Origin of the sequence: Paenibacillus sp. FSL L8-0641 (assembly GCF_038006265.1) — a bacterium.
GTDB lineage: Bacteria > Bacillota > Bacilli > Paenibacillales > Paenibacillaceae > Paenibacillus > Paenibacillus polymyxa_D.
The window spans coordinates 487,318-504,412 of sequence record NZ_JBBOUW010000001.1 but is presented as its reverse complement, the minus strand read 5'-3'; the positions used below and the strand labels follow the sequence as shown (position 1 = coordinate 504,412).

Annotated in this window: 13 protein-coding genes and 1 riboswitch; of the genes, 9 read left to right on the top strand and 4 right to left on the bottom strand. The window is 46.4% G+C overall.

Translation table 11 applies throughout. The annotated features are described in order from the left end of the window. Positions 1-115 precede the first annotated feature (115 nt). From MKY16_RS02225 to MKY16_RS02210, 4 genes are all read left to right on the top strand, one after another. Positions 116-1,966 carry a bifunctional diguanylate cyclase/phosphohydrolase gene (locus MKY16_RS02225; protein WP_049816859.1) on the top strand — a complete coding sequence of 617 codons (1,851 nt, stop codon included), beginning with the start codon at positions 116-118 and terminating at the stop codon, positions 1,964-1,966. Between the two features lie 271 nt (positions 1,967-2,237). After that, positions 2,238-3,956 (top strand): copper resistance CopC/CopD family protein, encoded by a 1,719-nt coding sequence (locus tag MKY16_RS02220; RefSeq protein WP_069010748.1) that lies wholly within the window; start codon positions 2,238-2,240, stop codon positions 3,954-3,956. Positions 3,957-4,011: 55 nt separating this feature from the next. Next, on the top strand, positions 4,012-4,758 hold the full coding sequence (locus MKY16_RS02215) for a YcnI family copper-binding membrane protein (RefSeq protein WP_340953924.1): 747 nt from the start codon (positions 4,012-4,014) through the stop codon (positions 4,756-4,758). Between the two features lie 239 nt (positions 4,759-4,997). After that, a complete protein-coding gene (locus MKY16_RS02210; RefSeq protein WP_340884139.1) occupies positions 4,998-6,245 on the top strand; it encodes a stalk domain-containing protein in 1,248 nt (415 codons plus the stop codon). Between the two features lie 99 nt (positions 6,246-6,344). On the opposite strand, the gene MKY16_RS02205 is transcribed toward MKY16_RS02210, so the two are convergent. Continuing rightward, a complete protein-coding gene (locus MKY16_RS02205; RefSeq protein ID WP_023986690.1) occupies positions 6,345-6,728 on the bottom strand; it encodes a winged helix-turn-helix transcriptional regulator in 384 nt (127 codons plus the stop codon). Positions 6,729-6,916: 188 nt separating this feature from the next. Here MKY16_RS02205 and MKY16_RS02200 point away from each other — a divergent pair, with 188 nt between their 5' ends. Further along, the gene (locus tag MKY16_RS02200) at positions 6,917-7,591 is read left to right on the top strand and encodes an NAD(P)H-dependent oxidoreductase (RefSeq protein WP_029514680.1); all 675 of its coding nucleotides are present in this window, start codon (positions 6,917-6,919) and stop codon (positions 7,589-7,591) included. 102 nt (positions 7,592-7,693) lie between these two features. Here MKY16_RS02200 and MKY16_RS02195 read toward each other — a convergent pair whose 3' ends face one another. Together MKY16_RS02195 and MKY16_RS02190 are read right to left on the bottom strand one after the other, a co-directional pair. After that, a complete protein-coding gene (locus tag MKY16_RS02195; protein WP_029514679.1) occupies positions 7,694-8,074 on the bottom strand; it encodes a TIGR02328 family protein in 381 nt (126 codons plus the stop codon). A 33-nt stretch (positions 8,075-8,107) separates the two neighbouring features. After that, on the bottom strand, positions 8,108-9,364 hold the full coding sequence (locus MKY16_RS02190; RefSeq protein ID WP_069290903.1) for a DUF445 domain-containing protein: 1,257 nt from the start codon (positions 9,362-9,364) through the stop codon (positions 8,108-8,110). A gap of 594 nt (positions 9,365-9,958) precedes the next feature. Here MKY16_RS02190 and MKY16_RS02185 point away from each other — a divergent pair. From MKY16_RS02185 to MKY16_RS02175, 3 genes are all read left to right on the top strand, one after another. Then, a complete protein-coding gene (locus tag MKY16_RS02185) occupies positions 9,959-10,840 on the top strand; it encodes an AraC family transcriptional regulator (RefSeq protein WP_029514677.1) in 882 nt (293 codons plus the stop codon). A gap of 50 nt (positions 10,841-10,890) precedes the next feature. After that, a riboswitch (cyclic di-GMP riboswitch) is annotated at positions 10,891-10,971 on the top strand. A gap of 195 nt (positions 10,972-11,166) precedes the next feature. Next, a complete protein-coding gene (locus MKY16_RS02180; protein ID WP_340953922.1) occupies positions 11,167-14,676 on the top strand; it encodes a collagen binding domain-containing protein in 3,510 nt (1,169 codons plus the stop codon). Between the two features lie 116 nt (positions 14,677-14,792). Then, complete coding sequence (locus MKY16_RS02175; RefSeq protein WP_340953921.1) at positions 14,793-15,458, top strand: class D sortase; 666 nt, start codon at positions 14,793-14,795, stop codon at positions 15,456-15,458. A gap of 91 nt (positions 15,459-15,549) precedes the next feature. On the opposite strand, the gene MKY16_RS02170 is transcribed toward MKY16_RS02175, so the two are convergent. Further along, positions 15,550-16,017, bottom strand: coding sequence for a cupin domain-containing protein (locus tag MKY16_RS02170; protein WP_340953920.1), 468 nt, complete (start codon positions 16,015-16,017; stop codon positions 15,550-15,552). 327 nt (positions 16,018-16,344) lie between these two features. Between MKY16_RS02170 and MKY16_RS02165 the strand changes: the two genes are divergently transcribed. Beyond that, positions 16,345-17,082, top strand: coding sequence for an amino acid ABC transporter ATP-binding protein (locus MKY16_RS02165; protein ID WP_081317548.1), 738 nt, complete (start codon positions 16,345-16,347; stop codon positions 17,080-17,082). The last annotated feature ends 13 nt before the right edge of the window (positions 17,083-17,095 follow it).

Here is a 17,095-nt window from a genome sequence, read left to right as displayed (position 1 = left end):
AACAGGCTGGATTCCGGCCTGTTTTTTCATGTGAAATTTTCGATTATAAAATTGTAAATTATCCCATTCACCCCTGGTAGCTTTGACATCAAGATACGACAAGGCAGGAGAAGAAATGATGAGTATAATAAAAAAGCTGCAAGAACGGGTTACCGCGACTGGAATATATGTGTTTTTCATATGTTTGGCAGGCTTGATCGTTCTCCTGTATACGAATCAGTGGTCCTTTTTGCACTATACGACAACAGAGTGGGTCACGATCTATTCCCTATTGGGAGCAGTTCTAATTCTGGAGCATTTTACATTCCAGCTACCACCGGCCAGTAACAAGCAGTCCATGGATTCCTCCGTGTATCTGGCTTGTATTTTTGTGCATGGCACCGAAATTGCTATTCTGATTTTGCTGTTAAATGTAATCATTGCTATGTTCCGGCACACAGAACTGTCCTGGTGGAAGCATACCGTCAATTTTTCTATTTACGCCCTTTCCATTTTCCTGTCTTCAACAGTATTTGAACTAAGCGGCGGAACGCAGGGAGCTTTAAACCAAGAGCATTTCGCTTCCTACCTGCTGGCGTTAATTTGCTACTTTGCGGTGAACACAATCACACTGGGCATCTACTTTTATATCGCATACAAAGGGTCCTTCAATGAGCTTAAACAGGCTTTTTTGGCTGAATCCCTGCTCGTATACTTATGTACACTCATTCTGTCTTTGGTATTGACTACACTGATTTATAACAATGGCATTCTAGGACTTTTGCTGTTCCTTGGGCTAAGCATGCTCCTATCTCACGCATTCAAGCAAATGTTCACGCTGTATCGGGAAATCGAAGAAAAAGCAAACATGGATCGCAGAACAGGGCTATACAATCACAGCTACTTTGAAAATACACTTGAAGCTGAATTAAATATATCGAGATCCGAGAATACTCCCCTCAGTCTGGCGCTGATTGATATTGATGATTTCAAAAAATACAATGATCATTTCGGTCATCTTAAAGGCGATCAGCTACTGGGATTTCTCGGTGAGTTTCTTAAGAAGGAAACCTCCGACACCCCCATCACCGTATCCCGCTACGGTGGAGAAGAATTCACCCTGCTTATGCCTGATCATACCGCTGAACAAGCTTATGAAATAGTCAATGCTATTCGAAAAAGATTAAATGATTCTCGTTATGAGGGTGTCGAAATTTTTCCACATGGCTGTCTGTCCTTCTCCGCAGGTATTGCCCAAAGCCGCATTGACATCTACGACAAATCACAGCTGGTCGATCTGGCGGATAAAGCCCTGTACTACGCCAAGAAACAGGGCAAAAACATCGTTCATACGCATGGAAGCTTAAATGAAGTGGAGCGTGAGGTCGATCTGGGGCAGGATATTCGTGATCTTGAGCAGCAGCTTAATTTGTTCTTATACAAGGATATTAATACCTTCAAGCATTCAAAACGGGTGTTCAGATATGCAGCAGACATGAGCGATGTGCTTCAACTCGGACCGGAGGATAAGCGGCGTTTCATACTAGGAGCTCTCATTCATGACATTGGTAAACTGGAGATTCCCTGGAATATCCTCAATAAAAAAGAGAAGCTGTCCGGTGAGGAATGGCAGATGGTGCAAGCGCATGTCATGTGGGGCAAGCGTATTGTAGAAGCCAACGAACGATTCGTAGATTTGATTCCTTTTGTGGAGCTGCATCATGAACGTTATGACGGAGGAGGCTATCCGTTTGGCTTTAAGGGCGAGCAAATTCCACTTTTATGTCGGATGCTGACGATCATCGACTCTTTTGATGCGATGACAACCGAGCGTCCCTATCAACCCACCAAAACGTTCGAGGAGGCCATTGAAGAATTACGTGCTTGCTCGGGTAGCCAATTCGATCCCAAACTAACGGCTATTTTTATCCATTATATTCAACACAAGCAACCTGCTTTCACGGATCTCATGGAAACAGGGCTCTAATTCCTTCATAGGCTCTTCCTCTTTCCCCTAGCATGGTTGAAATCGTCCTGAATTCAACCACACTAGGGGTTTTCATATGATTGGCATTTTGTATAATGCTTATTATTTCAAATTTCATATAAATGTCATAATTCGCTCCATCTATTCGCGCTATATGCACTATGATTAAGATAGGAATGGATTTGTACGTCAGGCAAAATCCTCCTGTATAAAATGTTATAAATGGGGATATCCTCGCTTCAAGTAATCGAGAGAAGGTGACTTCACAAGCATGTTGTATCTGTCCAGACCAGCCCGTGTGGCTTGTCTTTTATTGCTGTGTCTCCCCCTTCTGGTCCTGTTTCCTCACTCTTCGTGGGCTCATGCATTTGTCATTGAATCCAGTCCGACCGAAAATCAGGTTTTGGACAAGTCGCCTTCTCAGGTGACCATTACCTTCAATGAAGATTTGCAATCTGCCTTCATGTCGATCAAAGTGACCGACGAAACAGGCAAGCGGGTCGACACAGGAAAAGCACAGCTTGACCCGAATCACAAAGCCACCATGGAAATCCAATTGATCCCAGGGATGAAAAATGGAATTTACTCTGTTAGTTGGAGAGCTTTATCCGCAGACGGACATCCAGTTAATGGAGTTATTCCATTTCAAGTAGGCAGCGGTTCCAATGCGCCTACCCATCAAGCTACCGCACCTGAAGGCTCAGGGACATCACGAATCGACTTAATCGCTGTCCGTTGGTTTCTTTACATAGGACTATCGCTGCTTTTTGGAGCGATTTGTTTCCGGCTGTTCATCTTACCGAGCATAAGCCAAGACAAGAATCAAAGTGAACAGCATAAGCAAAATCAGCGGCCCTTTGAAACATCGCCCCGCTGGAATAAACTGCTATGGAGCGGCTACGGCATAACGTCTGCCGCCATTCTGATCAGCCTGCCACTTCAGGCTTCATGGGATGCCGGGGTTTCCATCAGGGAGGGCTTCTCACTCCCGATTCTGGGAGAAGCTCTCCAGTTTACTGGAGCCGGACAAATTTGGTTTATCCAGATGATTCTCGTGCTACTCCTAAGCGTAACGCTGATTTACGCGCTGGATTACAGCATTTCGAGTCGCCAGCGCCGTCTTTGGGGCTACAGCTCGGCTCTCCTAACGCTATGCCTCATGCTGTCCAAGGCCTTTGTCGGTCACCCGGCAGCGGCTACCCATCCAGCTCCAGCCATTGCGGCGGACTTCGTCCATCTCGCGGCAGCAGCCTTTTGGATCGGCTCACTTGCCGTCATGGTCGTGTGCCTGCCGGTTGCCGGAGCAGAGTTGCCCGTATCCGAGCGGGCAACTCTACGACAAGCCGCCTTGCGCCGCTTCGCCGGCTGGGGCATTGCTATGGTGGCGGCGTTACTCGCCACCGGTATATATGGAGCCGTGCTGTACATTCCGGCTCCCTCCATGCTGCTGAACACGTCCTATGGACTCGTTCTGCTCGGCAAGGCAGCGCTGCTGCTAGTCATGCTGGCCTTCGCGGCCAGCCAGTTCCGCAGCGCACGGCAAGCGGCGCCCAGCAAGCAAGCCGCCCGGGGATTGCGTGCCGAGTTGTCCGTCGGCCTGCTCGTGATGCTGTTGACTGCGGTGCTCACTCACCTGTCACCCGGTCAGGCACCTGCTGTACCGTTTGAGGAGACTCGCACTACGGGTGGATATAACGTTACCCTGGCAGTCAGTCCCAATGCTGTGGGCAGCAATGAATTTAAGGTATCCGTTCAGGACAGCAAGGGTGCTGCCGTTTCAGGAATCCAGCAGGTTACATTAACGCTCACTCCAGCAGACCCTGACCAAGATCAACAGGAATTTGTTCTACCTGTGAAGCAGCAACAGCCATTCCGCAGTCAGGAATTGATGACCTCCGAAGGAACATGGGCGGTAAAGGTACATGCTCTGACGGCTTCACTCGATGCGGTTGATGCTGAATTCACCCTGCATGTAGGCGGTAAAAAATAATTATTTTATACTTCAGGATTTTGTGAAATCCTCACTTAAAAGGAGCGAATTGAATATGAATACAACAATTCAAACAGCAAAATCCAGATTTTCCAGGTTTGCGACCTCTGTGGGTCTAATCGCAGCGGGTGCCTTACTTTTTGCAGGTATGGCCAGTGCACATGTGACAGTCAAGCCTTCTGTTTCACAACCTAATGCGTGGGAAACGTACACATTGAAAGTACCCGTGGAAAAAAACATTCCAACCACCAAAGTCGCCTTGAAAATTCCGAAAGAGGTCGTTTTCAAACAATACGAGCCTGTACCGGATTGGAAGGTAGCCACCGAAAAAGACAGCTCTGGCAAAGTAATCACCGTGACCTGGACGACTGAAAAAGACGGCATTCAAGCAGGTCAATATCAGCGTTTCGGCTTTGTAGCGCAAAATGCAGACCAGAATACCGCAGCAGCCTGGGACGCCTTCCAGTATTACAGTGACGGAAGTATCGTGGAATGGACAGGCGACGAAGGAAGTAGCAATCCTCATTCCATTACCGAAATTACGACGGACGCCACGTCCGCAACCCCTGCACCTGCCGCAGACAGCGGACACGATTCGGCGGGTACGGCAGCAGGCCACGCCAGCACAGATACGGCTAATGATAGCAACCCCGCACCTGCTTCGAACAATGCTGTAGAAGCTGCACCTGCCGCTTCTGCTCCAGCCAGCTCTGCTGCACAAACGACAGCACTCGTTCTCTCGATCATTGCAGTCGTTCTTGGTGCCACAGCTGTCGGCATTGCACTCAAGCGCCGCAAGTAATCTGGGTTACGTATAAAGTTAAGAGCGTTTTAAAAAGAAAAAGCTGATACCTATTTAAAAGGTGTCAGCTTTTTTTGTATGAAAGAAAACGATTAATAGTCAGCTTTAATACATACTCAGATTCATCTCATCCTATTATTTCACATTCACCTTTCTATCATTTTTTTGGTAAAATAGGTAGAACCCTCACGATTCTAACATGATAGCATTGCAATCTATTGAGCATAGGAGATCATAGGATGAAAATCGTAAATAAAGCTCTGTTATCTAGTGCTATTTTTCTGAGTACCACAGTGGGCATCTATAGCCCCTTGGCACAAGCTGAAGCCGGCAAGATCAGCATTATGCTGGACGGATATGCATTACCGTTCCCTGTACAACCTGCCATGATGAACGGCACGACCATGGTTCCCTTTCGTGCGATTTCTGAAGCTCTTGGCATTACAGTGAAATGGGACCAAGCCAGCCAAAGCATCACCGCTACCAAAGCGCAAGGTTCTGCTACCAAGCAGGTGATTCTAAAGATGGGTAGCCGCAATGCCACAGTGGACGGACAAGCGGTTCAACTAACAGCCGCTCCGCAAACCGTGCACGGCAGCACCATGATTCCGCTGGGCTTTTTCGGGCAGCAGTTTGGAGCCACGGTGAACTGGAACCAGGGAACACGGACGGTCTCCATTACATCGCCTCGTGAATCGATGTATACAGTAGGCTTCTATGCGCTGTCTTCCTTTGACCAAAAATCCAAAATACCGGATTTTAACGTCGTTGCCTTCGGCTGGAGTCGAATTGATACGAACGGACAATTTACCACAAACGGCAAAGAATACAAATGGCCTCAAGCCGCTGGAACTGTAACGCCAGAGTCCATTGTGCAGGAGGCAGACAGCCAGGGGACTTCCCCTTACCTGATGGTCTATTCCGGAGATGGCAATCACGAGCTGACCAAAGTTTTGGAAAATGCGCAGCTTCAAGAACAAACCATTTCCCAAATTGTTAGCACCGCCACCGACAAACAATTTAAAGGCATTTCGCTAGACCTGGAAGGATTGGGCTGGAGCGGCGACAAAGCCAAAGCTCGTTCAGACTACAACACCTTTATTAAAAAGCTATCGACCAAAGCGCATCAGGCCGGGCTCAAGCTCACCGTCGTTCTGCATCCGCTGAACAGTTCTTACTCTGGCTATGACTACAAAACGCTGGGCAATCTGGCGGACGATCTGATCATCATGGCTTATGATTACGGACAAAAGGCTACACCTGAGCCTTTGGAAAAAGTGGATGAAGCCATCCAACTGGCCTTGAAGGAAACCTCGCGGGACAAGCTCATTTTGGGGATTTCGATGGGTAGCGAAAAAGACAGCACCGTTAACGCCAAGATCGGTTTAGCCAAACGTTATGACCTCAAAGGAATCGCTATCTGGCGCTTGGGCATCATTGGAGAAACGGCCTGGTCACAGATGAACGAAGCCATCGAGTTTAAATAAGTGTACATTTTATCCAAGTAAAACCGACCTTATTTCGCCCGCCAGATGATTTCTTATGAGTCTTCTATGAAATCATCTGGCGGGCTTTCTTCATTCCCTTTAACAAAAGTGCTTGCCTGATTTGGAAGTTGTCGTCACAGGCTCGCAACCCTGTTCTCCATAGAAGATCCCCCAGTCTCTCATAAAATCCAGCAATGGCCTTAACGTATCTCCTAACGGGGTAAGCGAGTATTCCACACGCGGTGGGTTCTCGTTATAAATTTCACGGTGCACAATGCCATCTCTCTCTAATTCACGCAACTGCAAGGTTAGCATCCGCTGTGTAATATTAGGCAAGGTCCGTCGAATTTCGTTATAGCGCCGCGGTCCTGTGGTCAAATGATACAAGATGACTCCCTTCCATTTGCCGCCTATAACCCCGACGGTTTTCGCTACCGGACATCCAAAATTAACGCTAACTGCATGTTCCATCTCCTGTGCCATGTATACCCTTCTTTCTGTAGAATGTGTAAACCAATAGCCTCAGACGTATGACAAGAAACAAATATGTGCGTACTTGTTCCCTGCAAAAACTTTCTATATGATAACTATATATTCGATATCAGCTCTCATTATAGTAGCAGAAAACCCATAGAGCACCAACTAAACCCATACCCAAAGGAGTACATTTTATGTCTAATACATCAGCTAAAAAACAGGAAATTCTGGACGCCTTTCTGTTCAGGCACGCCACGAAAGAATTTGATCCCAATCGCATCATACCGGAAGAGGATTTTCAGTTCATTCTCGAAACCGGGCGACTTTCTCCAAGCTCCGTCGGTTTTGAACCATGGCAGTTTGTAGTTGTACAAAATCAGGCATTAAGAGAGAAGCTGGCTGCGGTTTCCAGCGGTGGCCAAAAGCAGATTCCTGCGGCTAGCCACGTCATCCTGATTTTGGCGCGCAAGGATGTTCGTTATGATTCTCCTTACGTGGAGTATATGTATAAAGAGGTTAAAGGTATGTCTGAGGAGGAATTTGCCTCACTGCCAGGCCGCTATAAGATTTTCCAGGGTGAAAGTCAACACCTGCTGGAAAACGAACGTACGCTATTTGACTGGGCTTCCAAGCAAACCTATATTGCCTTAGGCAATATGATGACCGCGGCGGCTCAGATCGGTATTGACTCCTGTCCGATTGAGGGTTTTAACTACGATCAGGTGCATGCCATTTTGGAGGAAGAAGGACTGCTGGAGAACGGGCTGCTCGATATTTCAGTCATTGCTGCCTTCGGTTATCGCGCTCATGAACCCAAACGTGAAAAATCCAGACAACCCCTGGAAAAGGTCACACGCTGGATTCTGTAATCTAATATCCCGATTCTCTCCCAAACGATGAACATTGAAGCATCAAAAAAGCGGGCTTGCGGCACTTCATCTGAATGATGAACCTACCACAGCCCGTCTTTTTTAGGTCACTTCAATTTCTATTAAAATCCCCTTGGAAGCCAGGTTATCCAGGCACTCCTTCATATACTCATCGTCATGCTCCACATATGCACCCGCGCCTGCCAGTTCCTCACCCAGCTCTGCCTCCCAAGGCTCACACTGCTTACCGCGATACAAAGGCTGTTCCCATAGTGGGTCAACATTGTACCCTCTGCTTTTCATTTCGTCCATAATGAGCCTATGATAGCGCACCAGCAGCATGGGGTGATAATCGAACACATAATTCACCGTGGCGTGTGGCTTGCCCCACCCATTCCCGCGCAGGGCACAGCACTCACGATGTTGCCCCAGCAGTTGCGGACGGGGTAACTTGTCGATTAAATGTTCATGCCAAAGCCTCATGCTTCCACAACCCTATCTGTAGCTTTTTCTGATCTATTGGATTAGCATACGGATACCTGTCAGCACAATGCCGATCAGGAAGCCTGTAACTGCGCCATTAATACGTATCCACTGCAAATCCTGTCCCAGTTTGTCCTCCATCAGTGCAATCAGGGATTTGTTATCCATTTTGTCTACATTTTCGCGCACCAAGTTACCAATCCGACTATGGTTGGCTTCCACCAGTCCAGTAATACCTTCCACAATTCGCACATTAATCTTGTCCAGCAGCTCGGTATTCCCTCTTAAATCAGTCAACATTCGATCCAATAGCGGTAAAATATAGGTCTGCACATAGCTTCCGTCTTCCATGTAGTCCAATAAGCGTATACGCAGTTCCTCCATTTTTCCCAGCACCGACGCATCACCTTCCCAGGCTTCAACAAGGCTATCCTTCCAGCCGTTCAACCCTTCCTGAACCGTATCTTTCGTCGCCAATCGGGTCACCTGTGTTCTTAGACCATCCAGCACGGCCTGACGGCGCGGGTGCTCTTCCCTTTGCAGTTCTGCTACCTGATCCAGCAAAAAATGACGAATCATTTCACCCATACGCTCTTCGTTCAGATAGCCGAGGAATGCGTTCAAGGCAAACTGCATCAGTCCGCTCACCTGCAAACCGCTGACAGCCTGCATACCTAAGGTACCCAGCGTATAGCCCGTTTCGGGTCGCAAAAGCCAGGACTCGGCTTGTTCCAGCGTGTAATCCAGCGCGCGGCGATCATAACCCTTCTCGCTGGTCTGACGAGCAAGCGCCTCCAGCAGCGGTCCGGCGTCAAAGTCAGTCATCTGCCGCTTGAGCTCTGCCACGATGACCGGAGCCAATTCCGCGAGCGGGAGCGACTGGACGAGCCGCTTGGCAAGAACATCTATGGATGCCGCCGCCTCCGGCGTGCGCAAACCTTTTTCCACACCACCCAGCACCAAATCGGCCAAACGAATATCTGCAATTTTAGACGCGATGCTGTCTTTGTTTAGCAAGTTATTTTCCACCGTACTCACCAAGGCATTTGTGAGCTTGTCCCTATTTTTAGGAAGCAGCGCGGTATGTGGTATCGGAATGCCTAGCGGATGACGGAACAAAGCAGTGACAGCGAACCAGTCCGCCAGTCCCCCTACAAGTCCTGCCTCAAAAGCTCCGGCTAACAAACGAGCCCAGCCATATTGCTGGAAGGGCAATGTGGCTGCAAAGCCTGCCCCTAGAATAACAAGCGACCAAGCCGCTGCGGTTTTCGTATTTTTGGGTTTTCCCATCCTGTAATCCTCCAAACTGACTGTCGAGTAAGTAAAGCACTATACCTGTATTACCCATCATATCATTGCCCGTGTCATTTCCAAAGTTGAAAGCACTCTTGATGAAACGCGTAAGGCCACTTTTTGCGTAATTTTTTATGCATATATCTCTCTTTTTTACATTCATGTTCGTGAACTAAATCACAACACTAGGCCCAAAATCTCATTTTTAATAATAAGCCTTACGAACCATTTTATCAGAACCAAGTCCTAAATTTCTTAAACCGAAAGGAGAAGTGAAGGGAAAAGTTGAATGGGCATGTAAGATATCTTTTTCAGCACTAATTCTATCTTTGACCCCAGAAAGGATTTGAATCCATGATGACCTCAGAATTCTTTCAACAATATTCGACCTTTTATACGGACGATCAGGTTAGATGTCCATAAGAGCGAGGCTTCTATAAAACTTACAAACATATTTTGATATATAGACATATTTCATGTGATAAAATAAACTTTTATATATAGTAAATCATGTTTAATCAGCCATTATATATTGGTTAAATCAAACCAAGATAAGCTAGATAAAATTGCTTCTTTGTAAAGGAATTGAATATGACAACAGACCAAAAAAACAACGAGGGCCTCTGGAACGGCGAACCTGTCGTAATTGTGCGCACTCCCTCCGCTTTTGCCAAGCAATCCCTTTTATATATTCAGGAATTAGGCTACTTCCAAAAAACTTCTGCTTTTACGGTGGAAAGAAAAGAACTCGCCTCTTTTTTGCTTGTTTTTACGTTGTCTGGTAAGGGAGAATTACTATACCGGGACAAGAAATATATTTTAAAGCCTCATGATTTGTTTTTTATTAATTGTGAGGAGTATGTGCAATATAGCACCTCCGGTCATGAAGCCTGGGAGTTTATCAGCTTATACCTGTACGGCAACCTGATCGGAAACTTTTACGAACAATTTGCCAAGCATAATAAACCGGTAATATCCATGCATAATCCGTATATTATATTGGACAAACTGCATGCTCTGATTTGTGGGCAGTCTGACAGAAGTCTTTCCGCTGAACTGCTAACGTCCAGGCTCATTGGTGAAATACTGATGTGCATCTTGCAGCATCCCTATGATCACCAGCATGTGAATGCTGAAACCCTCAGCGAAGTACGTCGGGTACAGCAATATTTGGATCAGTCCTACTGTGAGCGAATAACACTGGACTCGCTGGCAGATATGTTTGAATTAAACAAGTTTAATCTGGCTAAAAATTTCAAAAAGCAGATCGGTTTCTCTCCGATTGATTATCTCATTAATGTCCGTATCACGGCCGCTCAAAGCTGGCTTAAAACCAGTGACATGTCCATTGTGGATATCGCAAGGTACGTAGGTATTCCCAATACGAGCCATTTTATTAACCTGTTCAAGGAGCATGTAGGAGAAACACCTCATTCCTTCCGCAAAAAGTGGGGGAACCGTTCCAAGCTGTAAATGAGAGGTTACATGAAACCAGTTTGATAGATGATAGACGCACAAGCTATTCAAGTTAATGGCAAAGCTGTCGAAAGGCAGTGACGCAAAACTATAGGGCCTTCCTATCCGGATGGCAGCCAGCTACCAGATGAACGAGCTTTTTATTATGCCCTTTTTTACATAGATCCACCACAATTTGCTATGCCTATCTCGAAAAAAGCCCTGATCGCTATGATCAGGGCTTTTTTTTCTATTGGGATAGTCATGTCAGCCTAGCATGCTGAATATACTAATTTCGAACGAAGCATTGCCATATTACGATGAATAGGAGAATCACTTGGAGCATGAGAACAAAAATAAATGTAATGATCATTGCCTTATTGCTCATTGTCCAAAGCTTTTTCAACGCAACACTGGCTTACGCAGATGCTCCAGCCCCAGAACTGCCGCAGAGTGCTGTATCCGATCCTACACATACCGTTACGGATGCTGTATACGGTGTCCCAAACCTTGAACCTCCCAGGGAGATTCCTTCAAACACGCCCCCCTTCGTTCAAGGAGCAGTCAGTTCAAAATCTCAACATGATGCAACTCCGCAGAGCATACTAACGAAGTTGAGCCTGACCGACGAATCAGGGCATGTCATTGATGCAGTATATAGTCCCGACAGCCAATTCGACATCGGATCAGCCATCCAACTAGGCTATGAATGGGAGCTTCCTGACAATACCTATAAGTCAGGAGACACTTTCACCTTTCACTTACCAGAACAGTTTGTCATCTACACTGATATCTCATCTCCGTTAGTCACTACCGACGGAACCGTGGGATACTTCACAGTAGATCGTCAGGGCAAGGTGATCATGACCTTTAACCCATATGTAGAGACTCATTCCAATGTCAGCGGCAAACTGCAAATCAAAACCGAGTTTACAAAAGAAATAGTGAAAGGTAGTACAGAGGTCATCATTGCGATTCCGATCAAAGGCGGGGTGCAAACGGTCATCGTGAATGTAAAGCCCCAGTCAGGGCCGACCCTAAGCAAACAAGGGAAACTAGCTGGCACAAATCAGATCGACTGGACCATTGATGTGAACAAACAGCTAAACACCGTAAAGCATGCCTTCATCACCGATCCAATTCCTTTAGGACTGGAACTCAGAAGAGACTCTATCCGGCTCTATCATCTCCAAGTCAATATCGACGGATCGACCGTTGTTCGAGACCTAGTAAATGCGAGTGAATATGCCATTGAAGCAGATCAAGCCGGGACAGGGTTTGTGATTCGTTTTCAAGACGGTAGCATGAACACGGCCTACCAGATTCAATATTCCACGCGCATTACTGGCGACGAAACTCGTTTTTCCAACACAGCAACGCTTTCAGGAGATGCGATAGAGAACGTTGCTGCTACCGGTACTGTTCATGTAGAACGTGGTGAGTTTTTGTCCAAAAAGGTTGAAAAATATGATCATGCCACACAAACACTCTCGTGGGCCATACGATACAACTTCGGCGAGACAAAAATCCCCGAAGCCAAAGCTCTTTTAATTGATCATTTCAACAAAACTCAAGAATTGCTACCCGGTTCCTTGAAAGTATTTAAAGGAAACACGCTGGAGGAACTCCCATCGTGGGCGTATACTGTCATCCCAGTTGATTATCCGGACCGCAACGGCTTCAAACTTCAATTTAACTTTGACGTAGATTCAGCCTATACCATCCGATACCAGACTCAAGCCAGAGGCCGTGTCTATGAAAATGGAAAAGTTATAAACATCATAACCTCAGATGGAATCCAGAAGATCGTATCGACAGAAATCACAAGCGGAGTTATGACTAAAATGTATGACACACCCAATTACAACACCAAAATCATACCTTGGGTGATTACCATTAATACAGACTTGTACACCATGAAAAATATTGTCATTCACGATGTGTTTCCAAACGGGGGCTTGGCCTTGTTGCCGGACACCCTGAAAATTCAAACTGTTGACGGAACAACGGAGCTACGTGCCCCCACGGATTATGAGCTGATTCCGCTATCACAGGACTATAAACAAGGATTTACGCTCAAATTTCATAAAACCATTCATAAAGCTTATACGATCAAGTATTCAACCACCTATAACAATGACTGGAAAACGGATACGACGAAGCCTGAGTTTCGTAATAAATCCATTATAGAATACCAGTTTGAAGACGGAGAAACATCATCGCATGCCGTGGAGTGCCCGATCTGGCCGGACTTTATGACACAACGAAACGGTGCCAAGCAAGGAAGCTATAATGCGACCTCCAAGCTCATTACCTGGGACATTAAAGCCAACTACAATCGCAAGATCCTAAACCACGCGGAAGTGAGAGACCCCTTGCTGCAAGGTCAGAAGTTACTGCCCGGCTCCGTGAAAGTACACGATATGACCTTGCTGGGATGGTGGGATGGCGTACAAAAAGGGGCTGAAATCCCGGCAGATCAATACACCATTATCCCTCCCTCCGAGCAAAATGGGAATGAATTGCGTATCCAGTTCAAGGAGCAGATACAGACTCCCTACTGGATTACCTTTCAAACTTCATTGGAAGGAGAACTGATTGACAAGGAAATTCATAATCAAGCCCTTCTACTGGATGGACAAAAAACAGTCTCCAAATGGGCAGCGCAAGTCACGGTACCTCATGGTGGAGAATATGTATCTAAAGTCGGTACACAAAATGGAAATAAGATCGACTGGAGCATCCGCATCAATGAAGGACAGTCACATGTATCCAACGCTAAAATTATAGATCAGCCTAGCAGCAATCAAATCTTAATCGAGGATTCCTTTCATTTGTACTCTACAATCATCGCTGCCAACGGAAATACCACCAAGGGCACCGAGTTGATTAGAAACCAAGATTACAAGCTGTATATCAAAACAGATGCTCAAGGCCAGCAAACTTTTGAACTTGCTTTTGCCAAGGATATTTCCTCTGCTTTTATTCTTGAATACCAATCATTCATTCATGCTGAGGACAAAGCCAAAGTGAGTAATAAGGTTGCCTTTGAGGGGGATCGCTTGACGACAGAGATACGGGAAACCAGCCAGGAAATCATTGTACGAACGTCTTCCGGCTCCGGTTCCGGCGGGGGTGTGACCGAAAGTCTTGAGTTGACCAAGGTAGACCAGGATATGCCTGAGAAGATACTGCCTGGCGCACAGTTTGCACTCTATGATAAAGGTCAAAAAAGAGCCCCTCTCATTCAGACCACCAATCAGGAAGGCAAAATCATCTTTTCCTCCTTGCTTCATGACGATTACATCTTGGAGGAATTGGCAGCACCGGAGGGCTATAAAATCACCGAGAGCAAGCTTGAGATCAAAATAGACGCAACACTGCGACAAAGCTCTGGTGTAAAAAAGATTGTGATCACCAACCGTAAAGAAAAGAAAAACGAACCAGGAACGCCTACTCATCCAGACCCGTCACCCCCGTCTGGAGGCTCAGGTAAGAAACATGACAGAGATCCGGAAATACCCGATACTCCGTCTGTAACCGTTCCTCCGTCATTGCCAATGTCTCCGGAGGACATAGCCCTTCTACAGGAGGAACCTGCACCTATACCGCCGGAGCCGCCAGCCGTCATGCCTCATCAAGATCCTTCTCCTCCGGTGGATTCGAAAGACGATCCCAAACCTAAGATCCGTGTCAAGGTTCCCGGGAAAGAGCCAGAAGAGCCAGAGGATCCACCTGCGGTACATCAGTTGCCCCAAACAGGTGAAAGCAGCCCCGTTCCGTTCTATTTGACAGGCATAGCGTTGGTTATGTGGGGCGTATTGTTGAAATTCACACGGACGAACAAAAAATAAAATGGATCACCTGCCCTGATCTCTCGCCTCATTCCATTTCCGATTGGAATGAGCCGGGAATGGGGCATTTTTCAAAAAAATATGTATAATCCGTACTTTGCTTAGGGGAGGCGAGATTGCTGAGTCTGCGTAAACTTTCCTACGTATTTATTTTGTTAGGCTTACTTTTTATTTTGTTTCCTAAAGCGACGGAATGGAATGAGGATCGGGAACAAAGCAAGCTATTAAAAGCAGCAGAACTACCATCAGGAAAAAGCGATGCGCTATGGCCCCCCAGTCTTACGGACAGCTATGCTCGCTTGTCCACTACTCTTACGGAAGTCCCGGCTCGTGAAGCACGACAAAATACTTCCACACCCCCTGTTACCATTGGAAGCGCTAATGAACAAACTCCCATAGCCACTATTAGTATAAGTCGTATTGCTTTAAAGCTCCCTGTATTGGAAGGCGCAACGAGGATAAATATGAGACACGCGGCTGTACATATGCCGGAAACGGGGACGCTGGGACAGGCGGGGAATGCCGCCATTGCTGCTCATCGAGCCCGCACCTCTGGACGTTTATTTAATCGTCTAAATGAATTGAAGATCGGGGATAAGATTGTTGTTAACACTCGGGGTAACCAATATGTATATAGCGTTTATAGCCTGAAAGTGGTCGATCCTACGGACGTGTCTGTTCTGAAAAGCTTCAAAAAACAAAAGCTGCTCACACTGATTACATGTGACCCTCTCGTAAACCCCACCCATCGTCTCATTGTTCAGGCGAAACTAAGCACCTAAAGCCATTTTAAAGCGCCTATTTCTATGAGTAAAAATAAATCAGGCGGGCCATTCCTGTTCATTTACAGAAATACACCCGCCAATGTTCACATTACGATTCAGTTGGATTCTTGGCAATCAGCTTGAAGTCATCAAAGTGGAATCCTGGTGCAACAACACAGGTTACTAGCACAGGCTCATCCCCCAGCGGACGTGCTGTTTGCCATACTGTTCCTGGTACGAGTGCTTGTGGATGCTGTCCTGCCTCCACATCTGCACCGACGATGATAACAGTTTCTTCGCCTGGCTCTTCTCCGCTTCCACCCAATTTCAACTCTACAGGGCTTCCGCTATGATATAGCCACAGCTCATCAGAATGGACCACATGCCACTCGGAGAACTCACCCGGATGCAGCAAGAAATACGTAGACGAAGCTGCAAAACGCGGACCGGAATACACATCCGGCAGTACAGGCTTCGGAATTTGAAAATTGGCCTTCCACATCTCTTTGTACCAGCCGCCTTCTGGATGGGGCTCCATGCCCAATGCCGTGACTAGCGGTGAAATAGCTTTCGTCATTGTCTAACCTTCCTTTACCCTAAATTCCTTCTTCCCTACTGTAAAACATAGCGTTGCTTTTGTCACGTTTCTCCCTTGGCATGTCGAGGATTAATATTTTATGTCAAATTTAATAACATAAAATTGCGGATAATTACTTATTATTATCATATAAATAACAAATCAATAGTAAAAAAACACATCAAAATACATTTCACGTAAAGTTTTATAACATAATATCTTGTTTTTTATTGTAAGCTTATAGTATCATGAGAGAAATTTTTAAATTCTAATAGAGCTTGATCATGTCAATCCGTCTACTAAGCTATGTATCCAAGCCTAAAAGGGGTGAGCTCTCTGATCCAGTTTCGCAATGTCAACAAGCATTACGGTCACTTTCATGTACTCAAAGACATTAATCTTCAGATTAAGGAGGGCGAGGTCGTCGTCATCATCGGTCCCTCCGGCTCGGGTAAAAGCACCCTGCTTCGCTGCATCAATCGTCTGGAAACGATATCGGATGGGGAACTGATCGTTAACGAGATCCCTGTACATGACAAAAAGATTGATATTAATGCCTTCCGTCGCAATATCGGAATGGTGTTCCAGCATTTCAATCTGTATCCCCACAAAAAGGTAATTGAAAACATTGTACTGGCACCTATGAAGGTACTGGGCATCTCGAAAGAAGAAGCTACTCAAACAGCCATCACTTATCTAAAGCGCGTCGGAATCGAGGAAAAGGCACAGAGCTACCCCGCCCAATTGTCTGGTGGACAGCAGCAGCGGGTCGCGATCGCCCGCGGGCTCGCGATGAATCCAAAAATTATGTTGTTTGACGAGCCTACCTCAGCTCTTGATCCCGAAACGATCGGAGAGGTACTGGATGTTATGCGCTCGCTCGCCCATCAGGGCATCACAATGGTCATTGTCACTCATGAAATGGGCTTTGCACGTGAAGTGGCGGACCGCGTGATTTTTATGGACAAAGGACAGATTTTGGAAGACGGCCAACCTGCCGAATTTTTTCAGAATCCGGGTGAAGAACGGGCCCGCCTGTTCCTGAGCCGTCTGATTCATCATTAAACAGACTTACCAA